This is a genomic window from Bradyrhizobium sp., assembly GCF_036009065.1.
Taxonomy (GTDB): domain Bacteria; phylum Pseudomonadota; class Alphaproteobacteria; order Rhizobiales; family Xanthobacteraceae; genus Bradyrhizobium.
In genome coordinates this window covers 1-19,355 of sequence record NZ_DASYMN010000164.1, presented here as the reverse complement: position 1 = coordinate 19,355, position 19,355 = coordinate 1, and the positions used below count along the sequence as shown (strand labels likewise).

At 60.9% G+C, this 19,355-nt stretch carries 19 protein-coding genes, 1 tRNA gene, 1 pseudogene and 1 riboswitch; of the genes and pseudogenes, 7 read left to right on the top strand and 14 right to left on the bottom strand.

The window, feature by feature from the left end; genetic code table 11:
• The first annotated feature begins 7 nt into the window (after positions 1–7).
• Complete coding sequence (locus VGP39_RS09955) at positions 8–988, top strand: SGNH/GDSL hydrolase family protein (RefSeq protein ID WP_327567939.1); 981 nt, start codon at positions 8–10, stop codon at positions 986–988.
• Positions 989–1,123: 135 nt separating this feature from the next.
• Here VGP39_RS09955 and VGP39_RS09950 read toward each other — a convergent pair whose 3' ends face one another.
• Positions 1,124–2,314, bottom strand: a complete 1,191-nt coding sequence (locus tag VGP39_RS09950) for an O-succinylhomoserine sulfhydrylase (RefSeq protein WP_327567938.1) — start codon at positions 2,312–2,314, stop codon at positions 1,124–1,126.
• A 75-nt stretch (positions 2,315–2,389) separates the two neighbouring features.
• A riboswitch (SAM riboswitch) is annotated at positions 2,390–2,469 on the bottom strand.
• 112 nt (positions 2,470–2,581) lie between these two features.
• Here VGP39_RS09950 and VGP39_RS09945 point away from each other — a divergent pair.
• Complete coding sequence (locus VGP39_RS09945; RefSeq protein WP_327567937.1) at positions 2,582–3,688, top strand: 2'-deoxycytidine 5'-triphosphate deaminase; 1,107 nt, start codon at positions 2,582–2,584, stop codon at positions 3,686–3,688.
• Positions 3,689–3,802: 114 nt separating this feature from the next.
• On the opposite strand, the pseudogene VGP39_RS09940 reads toward VGP39_RS09945, so the two are convergent.
• Positions 3,803–5,135 (bottom strand): annotated as a pseudogene (locus tag VGP39_RS09940) (PQQ-dependent sugar dehydrogenase).
• 132 nt (positions 5,136–5,267) lie between these two features.
• Between VGP39_RS09940 and VGP39_RS09935 the strand changes: the two are divergent.
• On the top strand, positions 5,268–6,320 hold the full coding sequence (locus VGP39_RS09935; protein ID WP_327567936.1) for a hypothetical protein: 1,053 nt from the start codon (positions 5,268–5,270) through the stop codon (positions 6,318–6,320).
• A 132-nt stretch (positions 6,321–6,452) separates the two neighbouring features.
• Positions 6,453–7,898: an MATE family efflux transporter gene (locus VGP39_RS09930; protein ID WP_327567935.1), complete on the top strand. Its 1,446-nt coding sequence runs from the start codon at positions 6,453–6,455 to the stop codon at positions 7,896–7,898.
• 3 nt (positions 7,899–7,901) lie between these two features.
• Here the strand turns inward: VGP39_RS09930 and VGP39_RS09925 are convergent, their stop codons facing one another.
• The 5 genes from VGP39_RS09925 to VGP39_RS09905 all read right to left on the bottom strand — a co-directional run bounded on the left by VGP39_RS09925 (position 7,902) and on the right by VGP39_RS09905 (position 10,804).
• A complete protein-coding gene (locus VGP39_RS09925; RefSeq protein ID WP_327567934.1) occupies positions 7,902–8,432 on the bottom strand; it encodes a hypothetical protein in 531 nt (176 codons plus the stop codon).
• Entirely contained in the window at positions 8,429–8,830 is a 402-nt protein-coding gene (locus VGP39_RS09920) for an SRPBCC family protein (protein WP_327567933.1), read from the bottom strand. Before VGP39_RS09920 ends, VGP39_RS09925 begins: the two co-directional genes overlap by 4 nt.
• 132 nt (positions 8,831–8,962) lie before the next feature.
• Positions 8,963–9,322, bottom strand: a complete 360-nt coding sequence (locus VGP39_RS09915) for a VOC family protein (RefSeq protein WP_327567932.1) — start codon at positions 9,320–9,322, stop codon at positions 8,963–8,965.
• A gap of 51 nt (positions 9,323–9,373) precedes the next feature.
• Positions 9,374–10,216: an AraC family transcriptional regulator gene (locus VGP39_RS09910; protein WP_327567931.1), complete on the bottom strand. Its 843-nt coding sequence runs from the start codon at positions 10,214–10,216 to the stop codon at positions 9,374–9,376.
• A 9-nt stretch (positions 10,217–10,225) separates the two neighbouring features.
• Positions 10,226–10,804 (bottom strand): methylated-DNA--[protein]-cysteine S-methyltransferase, encoded by a 579-nt coding sequence (locus VGP39_RS09905; RefSeq protein ID WP_327567930.1) that lies wholly within the window; start codon positions 10,802–10,804, stop codon positions 10,226–10,228.
• A gap of 174 nt (positions 10,805–10,978) precedes the next feature.
• On the opposite strand from VGP39_RS09905, the gene VGP39_RS09900 reads away from it, so the two are divergent.
• Positions 10,979–11,052, top strand: a tRNA-Gly gene (locus tag VGP39_RS09900).
• Between the two features lie 52 nt (positions 11,053–11,104).
• Here the strand turns inward: VGP39_RS09900 and VGP39_RS09895 are convergent.
• On the bottom strand, positions 11,105–11,227 hold the full coding sequence (locus VGP39_RS09895) for a hypothetical protein (protein ID WP_327567929.1): 123 nt from the start codon (positions 11,225–11,227) through the stop codon (positions 11,105–11,107).
• On the opposite strand from VGP39_RS09895, the gene VGP39_RS09890 reads away from it, so the two are divergent.
• Positions 11,226–11,516, top strand: coding sequence for a hypothetical protein (locus tag VGP39_RS09890; RefSeq protein ID WP_327567928.1), 291 nt, complete (start codon positions 11,226–11,228; stop codon positions 11,514–11,516). The two genes, VGP39_RS09895 and VGP39_RS09890, sit on opposite strands and share 2 nt — an antisense overlap.
• A 133-nt stretch (positions 11,517–11,649) precedes the next feature.
• Complete coding sequence (locus VGP39_RS09885) at positions 11,650–12,801, top strand: FAD-dependent oxidoreductase (protein WP_327567927.1); 1,152 nt, start codon at positions 11,650–11,652, stop codon at positions 12,799–12,801.
• A 162-nt stretch (positions 12,802–12,963) separates the two neighbouring features.
• Here VGP39_RS09885 and VGP39_RS09880 read toward each other — a convergent pair whose 3' ends face one another.
• The 6 genes from VGP39_RS09880 to VGP39_RS09855 all read right to left on the bottom strand — a co-directional run.
• A complete protein-coding gene (locus VGP39_RS09880; RefSeq protein WP_327567926.1) occupies positions 12,964–14,829 on the bottom strand; it encodes a radical SAM protein in 1,866 nt (621 codons plus the stop codon).
• Between the two features lie 223 nt (positions 14,830–15,052).
• On the bottom strand, positions 15,053–15,913 hold the full coding sequence (locus VGP39_RS09875; protein ID WP_327567925.1) for an alpha/beta hydrolase: 861 nt from the start codon (positions 15,911–15,913) through the stop codon (positions 15,053–15,055).
• Between the two features lie 4 nt (positions 15,914–15,917).
• The gene (locus VGP39_RS09870) at positions 15,918–17,042 is read right to left on the bottom strand and encodes a beta-ketoacyl-ACP synthase III (RefSeq protein ID WP_327567924.1); all 1,125 of its coding nucleotides are present in this window, start codon (positions 17,040–17,042) and stop codon (positions 15,918–15,920) included.
• Positions 17,043–17,246: 204 nt separating this feature from the next.
• Positions 17,247–17,402: a hypothetical protein gene (locus VGP39_RS09865; protein ID WP_327567923.1), complete on the bottom strand. Its 156-nt coding sequence runs from the start codon at positions 17,400–17,402 to the stop codon at positions 17,247–17,249.
• Complete coding sequence (locus tag VGP39_RS09860) at positions 17,393–18,028, bottom strand: enoyl-CoA hydratase/isomerase family protein (protein ID WP_327567922.1); 636 nt, start codon at positions 18,026–18,028, stop codon at positions 17,393–17,395. The genes VGP39_RS09865 and VGP39_RS09860 overlap by 10 nt, the downstream gene beginning before the upstream one ends.
• 126 nt (positions 18,029–18,154) lie before the next feature.
• Positions 18,155–19,355 (bottom strand): vanadium-dependent haloperoxidase (locus VGP39_RS09855; RefSeq protein ID WP_327567921.1); only part of this gene is annotated, 1,201 nt, incomplete at its 5' end.

Genomic DNA, 19,355 nt, shown 5'->3' with positions numbered 1-19,355 from the left:
GGCGTTAATGCGTTTCCGCGGCCCTTCTTCCAAGTTTGCCGTCGTCATGGCCTTGCCGATCGCAGCACTTGCGCTGCTGACACCGGCGTCGATCAGCGCGGCGCGCGCGGAGATGGCGCGGGCCGCACCATCGGATAACGCCCAAGCTCCCGGCGCCGGCAGTGTTGCATCGGTGAACCCGGCAACCGGATCGCAAAAGAGCATCGCCAGCAAGGCGGTCGACAAGGTCAAGGAAGTCGCGAAATCGGCCGGCGACATTTTGAGCCGGGTGCCATGCCGCTCGCCGAAGGGCGGCGCCAAAACCATGGGATCGTTGCCGCATGTCGCCGCCAAGCTGGTCGCCGGCAAGCCGGTGGTGATCGTTGCGTTCGGATCGTCATCGACCTGGGGCGCCGGCGCCACGTCGCCGGAATTCACCTATCCGAACCGGCTCGCCGCGCAGCTGCGCCGGCAGTATCCGGGCGCCGACATCACCGTGGTCAATCGCGGCAAGGGCGGCGAAGACGCGCCTGAGATGATGAAGCGACTGCAGACCGAAGTGCTCGATATGAACCCGGATCTGGTGATCTGGCAGGTCGGCACCAATGCGGTGCTGCGCAATCTCGATCCTACTGAGACCGCCAAGCTGGTCGAAGAGGGCGTCGGCCGCATCCAGGCCGCCGGCGCCGACCTCGTGCTGGTCGATCCGCAATATTCGCCCGCGGTCAATGCCAAGGCCGAAAACGCCAGCCGCATGGTAAAACTGCTCGGAAAAGTCGCCGAACTTCGTCACGTCGGATTCTTCCCGCGTTTCGAGGTGATGCGGGACTGGCATGAAGGACAGTCGATGCCGTTCGACAGTTTTGTCGTCGCCGACGGGCTGCACATGAACGACTGGGGCTACGCCTGTTTCGCGCAACTGCTCGGCGACGACATCATCAAGTCGGTCGGCCAGATCAAGCTCGGCGTCAACGTGCCGGCCAATGTGCAGGCGTACAAGCCGATGTAGTTCGTTCCCCGGACGCAGCGCAGAACGAAGTGATGCGCTGCAGAGCCGGGGTCCAGCTTTCTTTCTTGCGTAAGCGGGGTCCCGGCTCTGCGAAGCGGCATGAAGAATGCCGCATCGCGTCCGGGACACGATGAGTTAAGCCCTTTCCAGCGCCGCGACAAAATCCTCGATCAGATCGTCGCGGTGCTCGAGTCCCGCCGAGAAGCGCACAAAGCCCTCGCTGATACCGAGTTCGGCGCGCGCTTCGGGCGCCAGCCGTTGATGCGTCGTGGTCGCGGGATGGGTGACGAGGCTCTTGGCGTCGCCGAGATTGTTGCTGATGCGCGAGAGCTTCAGCGCGTTGAGCATGCGGAACGCTGCAGCCTTGCCGCCCTCGACCTCGAAGCCGACCAGCGTCGAGCCCGCGCGCATCTGCTTTTTCACCAGTGCCGCTTGCGGATGATCGGCGCGGCCGGGATAGATCAGCTTTGAGATTTTCGGATGGGTTGCCAGCGCGTCGGCGACCGCTGCTGCCGTTTCGGTCTGCGCGCGCACGCGGATCGCCAGCGTCTCCAGTCCCTTCAGCAATACCCACGCGTTGAACGGCGACATTGACGGCCCGGTCTGCCGCAGGAAGGTATGGATGTGGTCGGCGATGAACGCCTCCGACGACAGGATGATGCCGCCGAGACAGCGGCCTTGTCCGTCGATGTGCTTGGTGGCTGAATACACCACCACGTCGGCGCCCAGCTCCAGCGGGCTCTGCCAGATCGGCGTCGCAAACACATTGTCCACGATCAGTCGCGCGCCGGCCTGATGCGCGATCTCGGCGATGGCGCCTATATCGAGCACGTCGAGCGTCGGGTTGGTCGGGCTTTCCAGAAAGCAGCTTTTGGTGTTGGGCCGCATCGCCTGCTTCCACTGCTCCAGATCGAGGCCGTCGACCAGCGTCGAGGCAATGCCGTAGCGCGGCAGCAGGTCTTCCACCACATAGCGGCAGGAGCCGAACATCGCTTTCGCCGCGACCACATGGTCGCCGGCCTTCAGCGGCGCAAGGACCGCAGTAGTGACCGCGGCCATGCCGGTGGCGGTGGCGCGCGCGGAGCCTGCGCCTTCGAGCTCGATCATGCGGCGCTCGAACATCGAAACGTTCGGATTGGAAAAGCGCGAATACAGAAAGCCGGTCTCGTCGCCCTTGAACCGGGCTTCGCATTGTTCGGCGGTGTCGTAGACGAACCCTTGCGTCAGGAACAGCGCTTCGGACGTTTCGCCGAATTGCGAGCGCAGCGTGCCGGAATGGACCAGCCGGGTTTCGGGGCGATAGCGGGCGGTGGGTGCGTCAGACATGCGACCTCCATCGTGACCATTTCTTTCCAAAATGGGCACAAAAAAACCGGCCTGGAAAAAATTCCACAGACCGGGATCACACTGTCCCCGGCCTGTTTAGCGACTTATTTAACGTGGCTGCAAGCCGGCCGGCTCAAATCACCACGGGATAAGTCGTGCTGTTAATCCACCGCGCCCTTTCCGTCAAGGCGGCCATCGGATAACCGGTAAAAGGCCTTACTTTTCAGCGTCTGGATGGCAGGGACGCGTCTTGAGAGGACGGACCAATTGGCGTTTACGCTTGCCCCCGATGCCAATGGCATCCTGCCCGACCGCATGATCGCGGCGATGGCGGATGCCGGCCTCATTCTGCCGGAATATCCCTTCGTCGAAAGCCAGATCCAGCCCGCGAGCCTCGATCTGCGTCTTGGCGTCACCGCCTATCGCGTCCGCGCCAGCTTTTTGCCGGGACCGGGCGCGACGGTGGCCGAACGCATCGACGAACTGAAACTGCACGAAATCGACCTGTCCGACGGCGCGGTGCTGGAAACCAACTGCGTCTACATCGTGCCGCTACTGGAGAGCCTGGCACTGCCGCCCGAGATCGTCGCAGCGGCCAATCCGAAAAGCTCGACCGGGCGGCTCGACGTGTTCACCCGCGTGATCGCCGACGGTACGCGGCGGTTCGACATGATCGGCGCGGGTTATCACGGCCCGCTCTATGCCGAGATCAGCCCAAAGACATTTCCGGTGCTGCTGCGCGAGGGATCGCGGCTGTCGCAGGTACGGTTTCGTACCGGCGACGCCATCCTCGATGCCGATGAGCTCGACGCGCTGCACGAACTGGAGCGGCTGGTGGATTGCGACGACGCCGATCTCGTCAACGGCGTGGCGCTGAGCGTCGACCTTTCCGGTGAGAACGCCGGCGGTTTTGTCGGCTATCGCGCCAAGCGTCACACCGGGGTGGTCGATATCGACCGCCGCGGCGGCTACGCGGTCGATGAATTCTGGGAGCCGATTGCCGCGCGGCCCGACGGCAGCCTCATCCTCGATCCCGGCGAATTCTATATCCTGGCGTCGAAAGAGGCGGTGCAGGTGCCGCCGGATTACGCCGCCGAGATGGTGCCGTTCGATCCATTGGTCGGCGAATTCCGCGTGCATTATGCGGGCTTCTTCGATCCGGGCTTCGGCTACGCCGGCGCTGGCGGGCAGGGTTCTCGCGCGGTGCTCGAGGTTCGTTCACGCGAGGTGCCGTTCATCCTCGAGCACGGCCAGATCGTCGGCCGCCTGGTCTACGAAAAAATGCTGGCGCGCCCCGACGCGCTATACGGCCAGCGCATCGGCTCCAACTACCAGGCGCAGGGGTTGAAGCTGAGCAAGCATTTTCGGGTGTGACGGCCCGACACACACGCGTCATGCGCGGGCTTGACCCGCGCATCCATCCTTCTTCACAAGAGTTTTTCGAAGCAGATGGATTGCCGGGTCAAGCCCGGCAATGACGATGAGATATTACCTCACCGCCGCCGATTTCGCCGACGGCGTGACGCGCCACACCGCGTTGCCGACATCGTCGGCGACCAGCAGCGCGCCCTGCTTGTCGATCCGAACGCCGACGGGCCGTCCCTGCGCCTCGCCCTTGTCGTTCAAAAATCCGGTCAGCACATCCTGCGGCCTGCCGAATGGCTTGCCGCCCGCGAAGGGCACGAAGATCACCTTGTAGCCGGCAGGCGGCTTTCGATTCCACGAGCCGTGCTGGCCGACGAAGGCGCCGCCGGCCATCGCTTCCGGAAACAGGTTTCCGGTGTTGAAGGTCAGCCCGAGCGCGGCAGTGTGCGCGCCCAGCGCATAGTCCGGCACAATCGCTTTCGCCACCATGTCGGGCGGCTGCGGCTGGACGCGGGTATCGATGTGCCGGCCGAAATAACTCCAGGGCCAGCCATAGAAACCGCCGTCTTTCACCGAGGTCATGTAATCCGGCACCAGGTCGTTGCCGAGTTCGTCGCGCTCGTTGACGACGACCCACAACGCGCCGCTCTGCGGCTGCCACGCCGGACCGTTCGGATTACGCAGGCCGGACGCGAACAGGCGCGATTGTCCGCTGGCGCGATCGACTTCGAGAACGGCGGCGCGGTTGGCTTCGGCCTCGATGCCGTTCTCGCCGATATTGCTGTTGGAGCCGACGGTCGCATACAACTTTGAGCCGTCGGGGCTGGCGGTGAGATCCTTGGTCCAGTGATGGTTGATGGTGCCGGCCGGCAGGTCGGCCAGTTTTACGCCCGACGCGGTGATCCTGGTGTCGCCCTCGTGATAGGGAAACTTCATAATGGCATCGGTATTGGCGACGTAAAAATCCCAGCACCATGCCGAACGGCGAATTCAGCTTTTCGAGGAACACGCTTTTGGTCTCGGCGACGCCGTCGTTATCGGCATCGCGCAGCAGCGTGATGCGGTTGGCGCTCGGCGTTACCGCGCCGGCGCGCTTCATGAACAGTTTTTGCACCCAGCTCTTGATGCCTTTGCCGTCATCCGGTTTCGGTGGCGCGTTGGATTCGGCCACGAGCACGTCGCCGTTCGGCAGCACGTAGACGGTGCGCGGATGGTCCAGTCCGGTCGCAAACGCGTTGACGGCGATGCCATTGGCCGCGGCCGGTTTGCCGCCTGGTGGCCAGCCGGTGGCGGGCGCGACGTTGATGGTCGGAATCAGAGAGCTCTGCGGCGCGGGCAAGGTCGGCGACGGTCCAAACGTCTGTTCGGCGACGGCAGCGTCGGACGATTCGTTACAGGCCGCGAGCGGGAGCGCCAGCGCTCCGATCGATATCGCCAGCAGAAGATGGTTGCACATGATGGTTCCTCGTCGGTCGCCGTATAATTCGCGGCGCGGGCGAACGTTCATGACGGTCGTCATGAAAATCGTGTGATTTAGGCGCGGCGAGGCTATGCTCGTCGGGTGCAAATCAACGGCTCGGGAGTGTAAATGACCGCAAGGCAGGATGGCGAACAGGAAGCAAGATGGCTGCGATGGCGCAGCGTCGCTGACCTCTACCACGCCTATTTCACAGGCCTGATCCTCACCGTGGTCACCCGGCGCGGCACAGCCGATGCCGCCGAATTCGTGTTTCGGGTCTTCCGCCGCCAACAGCAGGAACGCTTCCTGCCCGGCCTTGAGAAGCTCGGATTGAGCGGTCTGCCGCCCGCTGTGGCTGCCGCGCAGTATCATTACTTGTCGAACTGGATCGGCGGCGTTTCGGTTGAATATATGTACGAGTCGGACCGAAAGGCGTGGATTCGCTATCCGCCGCCGCGCTGGATCTGGCGCGGCACTGCGATCTGCGGCGTGCCAGGTGAAGTGTCGCGCGCGATGCTGCGCGGCTGGCACGCCAATAATGGCGCGGCGCTCGGCAATCCAAAGCTCGGTTTTGTTTGCACCAAACAGACGGTCGACGGGCAGGACGGGCTCGAAGGCTATTATTACGAACATGATAACGCGCTCGAAGTCGATCAGCGCCTGGTATTCGCGCGCCACCTCGAAGCGCCGATATTCGATCCGGAGAAAGCGCCGGCGTTGCCGGTATCGAGTTGGCCCAGGCCGCGCCTGGAAAAAGCTTATCGCAACTATGCGATGGAGTATGTACGGACAGCGGCGCCGGTGGCGGTGCAGTTGTTCGGGCCTGAGGATGCAGGATACCTCTTGCACATCACCGGCAAGCTGATCGGCATGCAATATTTCGACGAGATCGCGTGCGGCTTCGGTTCGAGTCGCGGGAGCGCCAAAGAGTTCGATGCGTTCATGTTTGAGCTGCTCGAGGCACAGGACGACCTCGCTGAAAACGGCGAATCGCACGGCGTTTACGGGATCGTTCAGCTGACGTGGAGGCTGATGACCGATGTGCCAGACTATCATCCAGCCTGTGCCAAGGTATTGGAGGGATTGATCGAAGGCCTCGCCGCCGCCTGCGGTCGCGGCATCGCAGTCGACATGAAGCCGGGTGTCGCTGGCGCGCCACCATTTGTCTGGTCGATCGCGTGACTCCAATTTCGCAGTCCGGAATACTGGCCGCATTCCCGCAGACCGCCGCTGCATCCGAAGGCATGGTTTCGCCACTGATCGGTGGTAAGAGATAGTCGCGCCGCGCAAAAATCGGCATTTTGGGGAGCAGAAATGTCCGATATCGGCATCGCCGAACTGCCGCTTGCGGAGCAAGAGAAGCTTCCGCTTCCCCCGATAACGGCGCCGGCGAAAAATTCGCTGGTCGACGGCCCGATCCTGCGCACGCTGCTGCGGCTGGCGTGGCCGAATGTCGTGGCGCTCAGCGCCGGCGTCTGCGTGGTGATCGCGGAAACCTCCTATATCGGGCGGCTTGGCGTGGAGTCGCTGGCAGCGATGGCGCTGGTGTTTCCGTTCGTCATTCTGACCATGACGATGTCGGGCGGCGCCATGGCCGGCGGCGTGTCGTCGGCGATCGCGCGCTCGCTCGGTGCTGGTGATGCCGCGCGCGCGGCGATGCTGGCGTCGCACGCGGTGCTGATCGGCCTGACCTTCGGGCTGACATTCACGCTCCTGATGATGCTGTTTGGCCCGGTGCTGCTGCAATTGCTCGGCGGCCGGGGCAATGTGCTCGCGCAGGCGATCGGCTATATCCAGATATTTTTCGGCGGGGTGATGATCGCCTGGCTGATGAATACGCTGGCGGGAATTCTGCGCGGCACCGGCAACATGAAGCTGCCGTCGCTGATGGTGCTCGGCTCCGCGCTCTGCCAGATCATTCTCGGCGGCACGCTCGGCCTCGGGCTCGGTCCGGTGCCGCAATTCGGCATGCGCGGCGTCGCCGCCGGCTCGCTGATCGCCTATTCGATCAGTGCGTCGCTCATGGGCTGGTATATTCTGTCGGGCCGTGCCCGGATCAATTTTGTGATCAAAGGACTTCGAATTCAGCGCGGCATGTTCTTCGATATCCTGAAAGTCGGCGCGGTGTCCTGTTTCTCGCCGCTGCAGTCGGTACTGACCGTCACCATCTTCACCCGCATGCTCGCGGATTTCGGCACCGAGGTGCTGGCCGGCTACGGCGTCGGCGCCCGGCTCGAATTCATGCTGACGTCGATCGCGTTCGCGGTGGGTATCGCGTCGGTGCCGATGGTCGGCATGGCGATCGGCGCGGGACGCGTGGCGCGGGCGCGGCGGATCGCCTGGACCGCGGGTCTTGTTTCGTTCGTGTCTGTCGGCCTGATCGCGACCGTGATCGCGATATTCCCTGACCTTTGGGTCAACATCTTCACCAGCGATCCCGGCGTGCGCGCCGCCAGCCGGCAGTATCTGCATACGGCGGCGCCGACGTACGCCTTCATCGGGCTGTCGATCTCGATGTATTTTTCCTCACAGGGCGCGGCGAAGGTGCTGGGCCCGGTGCTGGCGCAGACCGCGCGGCTGGTCTTCGTGGCGGTCGGCGGCTGGTGGCTGTTGAGGCACGAGGCGACCGCCACCGACTTCTTCGCGCTGGCGGCGGCGTCGATGGTGGTGCTCGGCACGCTGTCAGCCTTGAGCGTGGTGCTGACAAGGTGGGGCCCGAAGGCAGCGCCGGTACCGCAAATTCGTCCGGCGCTGTCCTGAACTTCAGGCGATGCGCCTGGCGAGGAATTCGATGTCGAGACGCCAGATCGCGCCGTTGTCCGGCGAGGTCTCGCCACGCCAGGTGAAGGAGCTGGGCGTGATATCGGAAAAGCTCCAGCGCACCGGCTGTCCGTCGGAATTCGTCCCCAGCTGAACGATATCGTCACCGTGCCGGCGCCCGATCATGCTCAGGAAATTCAGCCTCACCGGATCGCTCCACTGAATCCGCCAGGCGTCGATCCGCGGATCGTAAATCCGTAGCGTGGTGCCGAAGGAATTGGCATTGGCTACGGCGTCGCCCTGGCGCAACGCGCCGCGCGGCGGGACGATCCAGACGTCCTGGATGGCCCGTCCTTCCAGCGTCCAGCCGAAATGCCACTCGCCTTTGCGCTGACGTTTGCCGCCGTCGGCGAGAAAGCGGGTGACGTCGAGTTCCCACGCGCCGACCAGCCACCCGTAAAGGTCCATCTTGCCGGCACGGTCGGCGGCGGCGCCATCGGCGCCGAGCGCATCAAGGAACTGCGAGGCGCTCATGCGGCGTCGCGCCTGAACTGCTTCTGCATCGCCGCCCCGCCGAGATCCATCTGGCCGTCGATGTAAGGCCCGATCTCGTTCGGCAGCACATCAGCGATCCACACCATGCGGCTACGGCCTTGGCCGTCGGCAAAGACCTGGATAGAGGCGCTGTGCTGCTTCACCCGCGGGCTGACGACGGCGTAGACCAGCCGCATCCGCGCGTCATCCATGGTGACCAGCAGTTCTTGCGCGACATTGCCATTGGCGAAGGTGACGATACGGGAATCGCCATCGAGCTTGCAATCGGCGACGAAACCCGGAGCGACGCGCTGATGCACCGCGCCGTAGTCGCGTACCGCGGCCCAGACGTCTTCGGGGCGGGCGTCGAGGGGAATGTCCTTGTAGATGGAAGCCATGGTTGTTCTCCTGAATTGGTGATGTCGAGTGCTGTTCCGCGTGATGGCCGGGCTCGTCCCGGCCAACCACGTCTTCCTTGGTGCAACGCCGTCAAGGCGTGGATACCCGGCACAAGGCCGGGCATGACGAACTTAAGTGCAAACCGCCTCGACATTGTTGCCGTCGGGGTCGATCAGGAACGCGGCGTAATAGGTCGGGCTGTAGTCGGCGCGAGGATCCGCGCCGCCATTGTCGCTTCCGCCGGCCTTCAGGCCCTCGGCGTGGAATTTTTTGATCGCGGCGTGATCCGGCGCACGGAATGCGATATGCGCGCCGGGACCTTTGGCGCCCTTGGCAAGGTAAAGCCACAGCGCCGGCTCGCCCTTGGGCCCAAAGCCCGCGCCGCTGTCGTCGCGCGAACACAAACCGTATCCGAGGGGTTTTAGTGCGGCCTCATAGAAGCGGACGCTCTTATCGATGTTGCTGACCTTCAGTCCGATGTGGTCGTACATGGCGATCTCCGTCAAACCCGCGCAAATGGCGCGATCCGGTGATCACCCTAGTCAGTGCAGCGCGAGGCGTTCTTGGAGAATCTTGCGGTTCCCGCGGGAGGCCTCGCGGAACCTGCGCGGCGAGACGCCGGCGGCGCGGCGGAAGGTGCGCACGAAATTGGAGAGGTCGCCGAATCCGACATCGTAAGCGACGTCGGTGACCGGCCGCTCGTCGTCGGCGAGCAGCCGCGCGGCGTGGCGCAGCCGCGAACGCACCAGATATTGGTGTGGGCTGACGCCGAGCACGCTGGAAAACAGCCGCAGGAAATGAAACGGACTGAGGCCGGCCTCGCCGGCGGCGTCTTCGAGTTCGATCGGCTGATGCGCATGCGCATCGATCCACAGCGCCGTCCCCACCGCGCGGCGGCGGTCGCGCGCGGTGGCCTGCACGGGCTTTTGTACCCGTCCCGACACCACCTCGACAAAGCGGTTCGCGAGCACATGGCCGACCTCGTCGAGCCCGACGTCGCTGCGGCCATCGGTCGCCGCCTGCGCGAGTTCGCCGAGTACCATGAGTTCGGGCAGCGGCGGTGCGCAGCCGGTCCGCCAGACCTGGGCGTTGCCGCCGATGGCGTCCACAAGCTCGGGGGTGAAGACAAACGACAGGCATTCGTCGCCGCAGACGTGATGATCGTGGCTGCAGACATATTCGTCGCCGGGATGGCCGATCAGGACCGATCCTGCCACCAGTTCGAACGAGCGCCCGCGCTTGCTGCAGCCGAAACTGCCCTTGCGCACATAGGCGATCGAATGGGAGGTGTGCCGCTCGACAAAGGGCTTCGAGTCCGGCCCGGCGGTGCACCGGTAGTCGTACACGGAGATCGTGTCGCCTTGCAGGATCGGTGTGGCCGTCATGGGCCGATTTTAGCCCTGCGGGCGCGGCGGAGCAACCGGAAGCAGCACGTCGAACAGCGTCTTGCTGCCGGGGCTGCCGGCGCCTTCGAGCGACAGCAGCCGGCGCTTGGAGATGCTGCCGCTATTGGCGGAAATCCGGTCCGCATAGCCGCCGGCCTCGAGCACGCGGTGGCAGGGCACGATGATCATGAACGGATTTTTTGCAATCGCCTGCGACACGGAATGGACGGCGCCCGAAGCCCTCAAGCGCGACGCGACCTCGCCATAGGTCATGGTTTCGCCGCGCGGAATAGTGCGGGTGAATTCATAGACCCGGGCATTGAACGGCGGGATGCCGGTCATATCGAGCCGGACGTCGGACAGATCGGCCGCCTTGCCGCGCAGCAGCGCCGCGATGCCGTCGATGGCGCTGTGGATTTCCGGGGGCGGGCGCAGTTCACGGGCATCGGGAAACAGCCGGAACAGCCGGCGCCGGGTTTCGATCTCGCGCGCCTCGGGCAACTGCACGCCCAACAGGCCTAACTCGCCCCATGCGATACCGCATCGGCCGACCGCCGTATCGAAGACTGTGTACCCACGCCCTGACATACGAAAGACGCCACCCCGGAGGGATCATAGCACCGGTAACGGCGGCTGCACGTGGAAAGTGCGGGTTGGCTTAAGGCCAGGGCGCTCGGTGGCAACCGGGTGGCTGTCGCCTCCGGCTTCTTCTGCCAAGCCGCTTGGCGGGCCGCGCGGTCTCGGCTAAATCAGAGTGGCGATGCGGGCGTAGTTCAATGGTAGAACGGCAGCTTCCCAAGCTGCATACGAGGGTTCGATTCCCTTCGCCCGCTCCAAGACTTAGCCGAATTCGGCAATGCGGTTTTGGCGTCGGTTTGCAGGATTTGTTCATTCTGGGGCCTCCAACTTCTTGATCCGCGTCTTGATGGCCGCAGCACGGCCTACGTAGCGGCGGATGACTTTTTCGACGGACTCTTCTTCCCACGCCAGCGTTTCGGCGATTTCGCGCATGCTGAAACCAGCGATGTATAATTTCGTCGCGGCGATTCCGAGGGTCGTTAAAATGCAGATCGCGTTCCGACATGCCGGCATCGATCTTTGCTTTGTTAAGCGAGCTTCCGAAACCGTCAGCCGTCCACGGCCGGCGCCTGCTGCTGGTCAAGATCGTGGTCGCGCGCTTGGGGATGCGCGCGAGGACATCGCGAAGCGCGCCATACAATGGGATGATCGGATGACACGCGCTCGGCAAGGCCGTACGATCATTGGTTCAAGAATATTACGCATCGGACGGGACGAATGAATAGTTCAGACAAGCATCACCACGTCGATTTGTACCGCGGCATGACGATAGTTAGCGAAGGGCCAAATCGATGCCCTCGTCTTCGTTAGACGCCCCGAGCCAAGGGGGTGGACGCGTTCGAGCAAAACATATTGTGCTGGTCGGTGCGGGCCACGCGCATATTGAAGTCCTGCGACGTTTCGGGCTCCAAACGGTGCCTGGCGTCCGTCTCACGCTGGTCACTAAAGGCGCCTGCACTCCCTATTCGGGCATGCTTCCGGGCTATGTGGCCGGGCACTACACGGGCGACGAAATTCATATCCCGGTCGCGCCCTTGGCCGGATTCGCAAATTGCAGGCTGGTGACGGCAGAAGCCGTCGGCCTGGAGCCGGTTGATCGACACGTCCATCTGCAAGACGGAGGAACGATCGCGGGGGACGTCATTTCGATTGATACGGGTGCGACGACGAATTTGTCTAGCGCCTCGCAGTTTGAACCTTACGTTATCCCGGTCAAACCAATCGATCGTTTCGCGGAAAATTGGGCACACTTCGCAAAGCGCATAAGAACGAATCCCGGGCTGCAGATTACGGTGGTGGGTGCAGGTGCGGCCGGTGTCGAACTCGCTCTTTCAATTCGGCACCGTCTCAGGAGAGATTTAAGCGCCGGAGGCAAGAGCATCGGAGGTCGCGTCGTATTGCTCGAGAAAGGTGATCAGATTCTGCGCGGTTTCTCTGATGGCGTCAGGCGCCGCTTGTCCGCAATCCTGCTCAGGCACAATATCGAGGTCCGTACAAACGTCGGTAAACTCGGATTTCAGGCTGAGGCCGATGCCGGCATCCAATTTGACCTCGGTCAATTCGACGCGACCTTCTGGACTACGGGAGTTTGTCCCACTGACTGGCTGAAGAAATCGGGGCTAGCGGTCGACGAAGACGGCTTCATTGCCGTAAACAGTCAGCTGCAATCGATATCCCACCCGGGTGTTTTTGCAGCGGGAGATGCCGCGGGTATGATCGCAAGCCCCAGGCCCAAAGCCGGCGTCATAGCGGTACGCCAAGGCCCCATTTTGGCAGAGAATTTGCGCCGCGCCGTTACAGGTGATCCGCTCCGATCGTTTGTCCCGCAAAAATCATGGCTCAGCCTCATTTCAACCGGTGATCGATATGCTGTCGCGTCATATGGTAACTGGGCCGCGGAAGGTCGCTGGGTTTGGTACTGGAAGAATTGGATCGACCGGCGATTTGTCAGGCGCTTCATGTTTGAAGCAAGCGAGACCAAGCGCTTCCCGGTCAACTCCGAATAGCGAGGCCTCCGGCCGGCGTGCTGGACGAACAACGTCTTCATCGCACGGTTGAGGCGGCCGCCAAAGTACGGAAGCGTTGCCATTTTGCGTTGGCCGGAAGGTCATGGAGACCTGAGCCGCAATAATCCCAAGAAGCGTTTGCATCTAGCGCCTTTGAGCTTTCTACTGCTTGCCGGAGCAGGACGCGCCGCCAAGCACGCAGAATTGGGCGCAGAAGGGATGGTTTAGCGGAACGTCGCCGCTTGCTCCCTTGAGGGAATGGCCCAGTTCAAATTCTTCGTCGTAGGGCAGCAGGGTACATGCCAGCACGGTGGGCCTCTCGGAACCCTTTCTCTTCACCACCATTCGCGATGACGAGCACATCACGTCACCCGGCGATTTATGCAGAATGTCCCAGCAGGCCGTCGTGATCTCCGGAACATCCTTTGCCGGCTGCATTTCGGGAAACAGCGTCAAACAGCCGAGATCATCGACAGCTATCGAAATTTCATTTTGCGAAAAGAGATTTGCGTACCCGACTCTCACAACAGACTCATCCTCGCCCCACATGGTGCGGCCGGCAACAGATATCGGGAAGCCGTTCTTGCTGAGCCAGGTCAATCCCGACAGCGTAGGACGAAAGGTCTTTGGGCCACGCTCCTCCTCGTGCCGTTCGGCCGTGTAATGATCGAGAGATACCCGTACGGTCAGAAGCGACCCGAAACGACGATGAAGGTCGAGCAGCTTTTCTTTGTGGCGCTGCATCGGTAACATCGCATTTGTCAGAACCAGAACCTTGAAACCCCGCGTAAGGCATTCCTCCAGAATAGCGATGATGTCGGGGTTCATGAACGGTTCGCCGCCGGTAAAGCCTATTTCTTCGGTTTGCAGGTTATCCCGCGCGATCTCGTCGAGGTAAGCCGTGACTTCGGCCCGGCTGATGTAGACAAGCCGGTCGTTCTTAGGACTAGACTCGATGTAGCAGTTGCGACACGCGATGTTGCAAAGTGTTCCGGTATTGATCCATAGAGTTTTGAGTCGTTGAAGCGCGATACTTGCACGCCGCTCACCGTTCGCGGTGAGTGTTGGGCTTTTGAATTTTACGTCGCTTAGTTGGGGCGTGTTATCGCGATCTGGTCGAGGCCAAAGATGCTCGAGCGAGATTGTCCGTTTCCGCCGCGGCGCCTGCGGCGGAACTTGCACAGATCGCCAAACGACAGCGCCTGCTTCGATTGCAACACCGCGTTCGCGAATTTCCTTCAGCGGAAGTACATCGCAGCTCGGCCACAGACCGGTCTCAAGCGCTTCCGCGTATACTTCCGGCAACGCAGCCCGGCGCATCTTCGCAGCAGCCGTTCGATAATCGTATGCGATCGCGTGATGCCCGATCGAAATGCCTCGATCATCCATTAAATCAAGGATGCTGAACCAAACCCGTGAGGTACCGTCGTTGGCGGGCATGCCAGTCGCGCCCGAATTGTGCCAAAGTCGTCCGTCAACAACTTGGGTGTAGGGCAGGCCGCAATGGCCGCTAATGATTCCGTCAGCACCAGTTAGATCGAGATCGCCGGCTTTCGTCGCTGCCGGCGTGGATGCGAAGACAAATTGATTGATGGAACGGGCACTGCCATGGACAACCGCGAGGCGTTTGCCGCCAATTTCGATGTCGATCCGGGATGGCAAAGTCGCCATCCATGCGCGGTCGCGTGAATCCAGCTCTCGATCTGCATGAATAAACCACGCGCGGGAGAGCTGTTGGCAGGCACTTCCCTCAGGGAACCCGCAGCCGCAATCGGACGCCCCTGTGGCAAGGCTTGCTTCGCAGTTGCCTTTCACGACATGACAACCGGAGTTTCGCACCATTTGCACAGTCGCGGAGGCGTCGGCGCCGTATGCGACCACATCGCCCGTGCAGATGATTCTATCCGGCGGGATGCCGAGCCGGTGTCCCTGCTCAAGGACTGCCGCCGTCGCTTCGAGATTGCTGTATGGTCCGCCGAAAACGAGAAGCGGTCCATCAGGGCGCAGCATTGCGATGGTCTCGTTCATCAATCTTTGCATCTCGAGATTGGCTTCGCGTCAGTCTGGTGAGCGTTGATTCCAGAGCCTGCGAACCTGCCACACCCCCGGACCCGACACCAGCTAAAGTTGTGCGGAGCCCGCTTGTCGAAATTAACGGATCAATCAGTGGCAATGTCCCAGACTGTACAATCACCGACTTATGATCGACCCGATCCCTCCATTTGTAAGGACATGGGCTCGCGGCGCTGGATCAACTCGCGATAAAACTGACTGCTTTTTTCACGACCTCGGGTGCGCGCAGGATCTTCCTATGACCATGACCCTTGGTGATGAATATCTCTGCGCCATCCCAACGCTCGTGAATCGCTTGGGCTTCCGACGGGTCCACAAAATCATCGTCTTCGTCTTGGATAATCAGTCCCTTAACGCCCGGGATCTTGGTGACGAGCTGGTCGATGGAGAACCGGTTCCAGGAATTTTTGAAATTTCGCTCGAACCGCTCGCGAAACAGTTTCTCCGGTCCGTCCGGAACCCCGAGCCTTTTCTTTATCTTTTGAAAAGACGATTCCATGCTTTGCGGCGGAGCGATCAGGACGACTTTCTTCGTGGAAATTCGTTCCAGCGCCACCAGCGCGAACGATCCGCCGATAGAGTGCGCGATGATCGCATCGAAACCGCCCACTTTGTTGGATAGCTCAACAATCATGTCGCTGATGACAACGCCGTTGGCTTGCCTTCCTGGCGACTCGCCGTGACCGTGCGCATCAAACGTCACGATCTTGAAGCCGGCATCGACCAAGGGCTGAAAAAAGCTCAGCATCTGAGTGCCTCTGCCGTCCCAGCCGTGCACTGCCAGGACAGCCGGCCCTTTTCCGGCTGAATAAAAATTGTAAGTGACGCCGTTGGACTCGAACCGGCCGACTTCGGCTTCTTTCTTGAAAAGCATCTCCCTCGCCGAGGGCTTGTGCCTGATCGGATGACCCCACAGCCAATACAAAAACCTGCTCGAAAGCTGCGTGCTGAAGGTATCAATTGCCCGCAACGTCATCCCGAGGATGCCGAAGATCCTGTCTTCCGTCGTTTGGCTTTTGGCGGCTGCTTTGGTTCGCATCTACCTAGTTCCTTTTCACTACAATGCTGCCGACGGAGTAGCCAGCGCCAAACGAACATATAATCCCAAGCGAGCCCTGATCCAAGTCATCGTGAAATTGACTGAAGGCAGCGATCGACCCTGCCGAGCCCAAATTTCCATAATCTTTCAAAATATTGGGCGCTCTGTGCTCCTGGGGAAGCTCGTGAAACACGCGGTGATAGACAAGCCGGTTCAGGTTGGCGTTGGCTTGGTGAAGCCATACACGCGAAATCTCACGTGGAGAGATTGCCAACTTCGCAAGATGATCTGAGATGTGCTTGCTCGCGAGAGGAACAACATCTCGAATGACCTTAATGCCATTTTGTCTGAAAGTGAAAGCCGCGTCGTCATCCAAATTATATTCGGTGCATCTGTTCAGAAAGCCGAAGTCATTGCGGATTGCGTTTGAGAACCGGGTTTTCAATTGCGTGCCCAGGATTCTGAAAGCTCTGTCATTTGTACATATTTCTTCCGCCTCCAGGATCAGGGCGGCACTTCCGTCTCCAAAAATGAAGTGAGATTGCTTGTCGCGGAAATTAACCTGCGCGGTCGCCAATTCGGGCGTAACAACCAAGGCCCGGGACGCGTTGCCGGTGGTGATGGTGTTCGCCGCCACTTGTATCGCAAAGGTCGCGGACGAACATGCGACACTCATGTCAAATGCGCAGCCGCCGGCGCCGAGAGAATTCTGTACTTCAATTGCAATCGCCGGATATGCTCTCTCCAAAGACGTCGATGCGACGATCACCAAATCCAGATCTTGGGCTCGTACCTTGGCATTGCTGAGCGCAGCCTCGGCTGCGTGCACGGCCATTTCCGCCTGAAGCGACAATTCAGATTCGTGTCGCCTGCTTATTCGAGGCTTCATTCTGTCGACGTCAAGAATACCGTGCTTGTCGATAACCCTCCGGTTCTGGATGCCGGATGCCTTGTGTATGAATTGCTCGGTGACGTAGGCTGCTGTTCTCTCTCCGCTTGCTTCGCTCAATTGTTCGGACGACTGGGCTTTGTCGATAAATGAGTTATATGACTGGACAAGTTCCTGGTTGGAGAGGTTGTCTTCGGGCAGATATACGCCGCTTCCGCTAATTACGACGTTGATGCCCATCAAGGAGCCCGTTCAGTACTGTGATTTCTTTTGGCACGTAATCATAAATTAGCCTCGCGTGTCGATGCAAGAGGCACGGGGCATTTGGCGACGATCAAGCGGAGACCGCGCGTTGCCTGGTCGTTTCTTCATCGTGGGTTCAGAAGGCATCTTTCTGCCGCTGAGAGGCCTCGGCGTCAGCGCCATCTTTCCGAAACCATCTCATCAGCGGAATGCGGGCTTTCGTTTTTCAGTAAACGCACGGATACCCTCCTTGCCGTCAGCTGACTGAGCTGCCCGGGAAATTTCTCGGCCCTCTAATTCCATCTGTTCTTCGAGGCCATTGCGCAACGAGCACAGCAACAGCTTCTTCACGACCATTGCGCGAATGCCGGTCCAGACGCGATTCGCCGGCTGACCGCCAACGCCTCGTGACGCAGCGCGGTGTCCGGCACAACGCGCGTGATCAGGCCCCATTCCAACGCTTCGCTCGCAGCAAGCGCGCGATTCGTCAGAGCAAGCTCTTGGGCCTTTCGCAACCCAACTATGCGAGGAAGATAATAGGTCGAACTGCCGTCGGGGCTGAGACCTGCGGCTGTGTAGGCCATCGTAAACTTGGCAGACTCTCCCGCGATGACATAATCCCCTATCAGCGATAGGCTGAATCCGGCGCCGGCCGCTGGGCCATTCACCGCGATGACAACCGGAGGCGACATCCGGGCGAACAACGAAACCGCCTTGTGCATTACGTCGGCCAGCTCTTTTACGCGTAAGCCTGTCTGGTCCTCGAATCCCATGAACGCTTTCAGGTCGCCACCAGCGCAAAACATCCGCCCGTTAGCGGAAATGAGAACCATCACTGCCGGATCATTGTCGCAAGCGAGGGCCGCTTGGGCAAGTTCGCTCACCAGGTCGAAATTCAGCGCATTTCCGGCGTCGGGTCTGTTGAGCGTGATATGCGCAATGCCAGCTTCGACATTGAATAAAATGCACTTAAAGTCAGTCACGTCCTGCCCTCCCGAGGTGAATCGACGGCATGATCAAGGTGAGGGTTGGAAGTTTTTACGGAAGCCGCGACGACGGCTATCGTCGTGGCGCAGTGTGTCCCGAGGAACGATAGCCGTCGTCGCCGCTCAGTTTGTCCCGTCGAAGTAGGCTCGTATCTGCGGCCAATCATGCTCCGCGACCTGCCGGCCCAATTTTAGGCCCGCAACGTTGTCGGCCTGAATGTGGTATCCACCCAAGACGCGCGAAAGACCTGCCAGTTCGGCTGTCTCCGAAAAGGTCGGCAACTTGATCGTTATCAGACCATCCGCCGTGATATCGACAGCCGGCTTGCGGTCAACCGCCTGCTTCAGCTCGCACGAAATGCCCGGCTCGGTCAGCTCTCCGGCGTGCCATTCCTCGGTCCCGCCGAAATGGTCGCTCCCGGTGAACAGCTCCAGTATTTTGCCGCTTGCGGCGCTGATGGTGCTGTGGCCCGATACATAGCCGGGGAAGGGCGGCGTGATGAAAATGTAGGGCGAATAAGGGTGCCAGTCGGAGGCCGGCATCGCCTCGACACCTTTACCAGGCCCAGCCCAGCCGCGCACGTTTTGGCCGGCATAGTAATGTCGCACCAGGGTCCATGGCCGCGAACTGTCATAGTAACGCTTCGCCTCCCAAGCCGCGATGAAAGCGTCCATGGCGACATTGCCCACCGTGAAAAAGAGTTTCACGTCCTTGTCGACATTATAGTCGTCGCGCACGGACACTGCTTGAGCGATACGCAACCAATGGCCGGACTGTCCCGTGGATTTTGGACCGTCGCGCATGAACTCAACGAGGGCCTTCTGCTCCAGCGAGAGGCCGGCGTTGTAAGCGAGCACTTCGTCCGTTTCGGTCTTCAGTTGTTCCGAACCGACCTTCGGCGGAGGGCCCGGGCGGAAGAGGTCGCTTCGCTGAAGCGCAAAGGTCTTAACGCGGTACCAATGCGGGGTGAGGAAACCCGGCGCGACTTTGCCGCCTTTGCCGTCGTCGAAAGCGATAGGCTGCCAGGAGTCGGAATCGATGATCTTGTTTGCGGGATTGACAGGCTTGTAGAAGGTATAGTCGGAATAAGGTTTGCCGTTCGATCCTATTTCAGCGCCGTCCTGGTTCGAGCCGTCGCGGCGACGGTACTCAACGACCGCCGCTGCCGCGGCGTTGCCCACGCCTTGCGGCTTCGAAGGGTCGGTCGACTTGTCAGAAGGATCCAAGCCGTACTGTCGCATCCGATCTTCCAACCAGTCCTTGTCATCGGGGAACAGATAATCAAGTGAGCGATACGTGGCGTAGGCGATGGCTTTGCGTTTG

Excerpts from the sequence above, each read along its gene's own strand:
- VGP39_RS09915 (WP_327567932.1), bottom strand. The coding sequence starts at position 9,322 with ATGTACGACCACATCGGACTGAAGGTCAGCAACATCGATAAGAGCGTC.
- VGP39_RS09935 (WP_327567936.1), top strand. The coding sequence starts at position 5,268 with ATGACCGCAAGGCAGGATGGCGAACAGGAAGCAAGATGGCTGCGATGG.
- VGP39_RS09875 (WP_327567925.1), bottom strand. The coding sequence starts at position 15,913 with ATGCGAACCAAAGCAGCCGCCAAAAGCCAAACGACGGAAGACAGGATC.
- VGP39_RS09950 (WP_327567938.1), bottom strand. The coding sequence starts at position 2,314 with ATGTCTGACGCACCCACCGCCCGCTATCGCCCCGAAACCCGGCTGGTC.
- VGP39_RS09930 (WP_327567935.1), top strand. The coding sequence starts at position 6,453 with ATGTCCGATATCGGCATCGCCGAACTGCCGCTTGCGGAGCAAGAGAAG.
- VGP39_RS09905 (WP_327567930.1), bottom strand. The coding sequence starts at position 10,804 with ATGTCAGGGCGTGGGTACACAGTCTTCGATACGGCGGTCGGCCGATGC.
- VGP39_RS09925 (WP_327567934.1), bottom strand. The coding sequence starts at position 8,432 with ATGAGCGCCTCGCAGTTCCTTGATGCGCTCGGCGCCGATGGCGCCGCC.
- VGP39_RS09865 (WP_327567923.1), bottom strand. The coding sequence starts at position 17,402 with ATGGTCGTGAAGAAGCTGTTGCTGTGCTCGTTGCGCAATGGCCTCGAA.
- VGP39_RS09955 (WP_327567939.1), top strand. The coding sequence starts at position 8 with ATGCGTTTCCGCGGCCCTTCTTCCAAGTTTGCCGTCGTCATGGCCTTG.
- VGP39_RS09870 (WP_327567924.1), bottom strand. The coding sequence starts at position 17,042 with ATGGGCATCAACGTCGTAATTAGCGGAAGCGGCGTATATCTGCCCGAA.
- VGP39_RS09890 (WP_327567928.1), top strand. The coding sequence starts at position 11,226 with ATGCTGAAACCAGCGATGTATAATTTCGTCGCGGCGATTCCGAGGGTC.
- VGP39_RS09920 (WP_327567933.1), bottom strand. The coding sequence starts at position 8,830 with ATGGCTTCCATCTACAAGGACATTCCCCTCGACGCCCGCCCCGAAGAC.
- VGP39_RS09910 (WP_327567931.1), bottom strand. The coding sequence starts at position 10,216 with ATGACGGCCACACCGATCCTGCAAGGCGACACGATCTCCGTGTACGAC.
- VGP39_RS09880 (WP_327567926.1), bottom strand. The coding sequence starts at position 14,829 with ATGAACGAGACCATCGCAATGCTGCGCCCTGATGGACCGCTTCTCGTT.
- VGP39_RS09895 (WP_327567929.1), bottom strand. The coding sequence starts at position 11,227 with ATGCGCGAAATCGCCGAAACGCTGGCGTGGGAAGAAGAGTCCGTCGAA.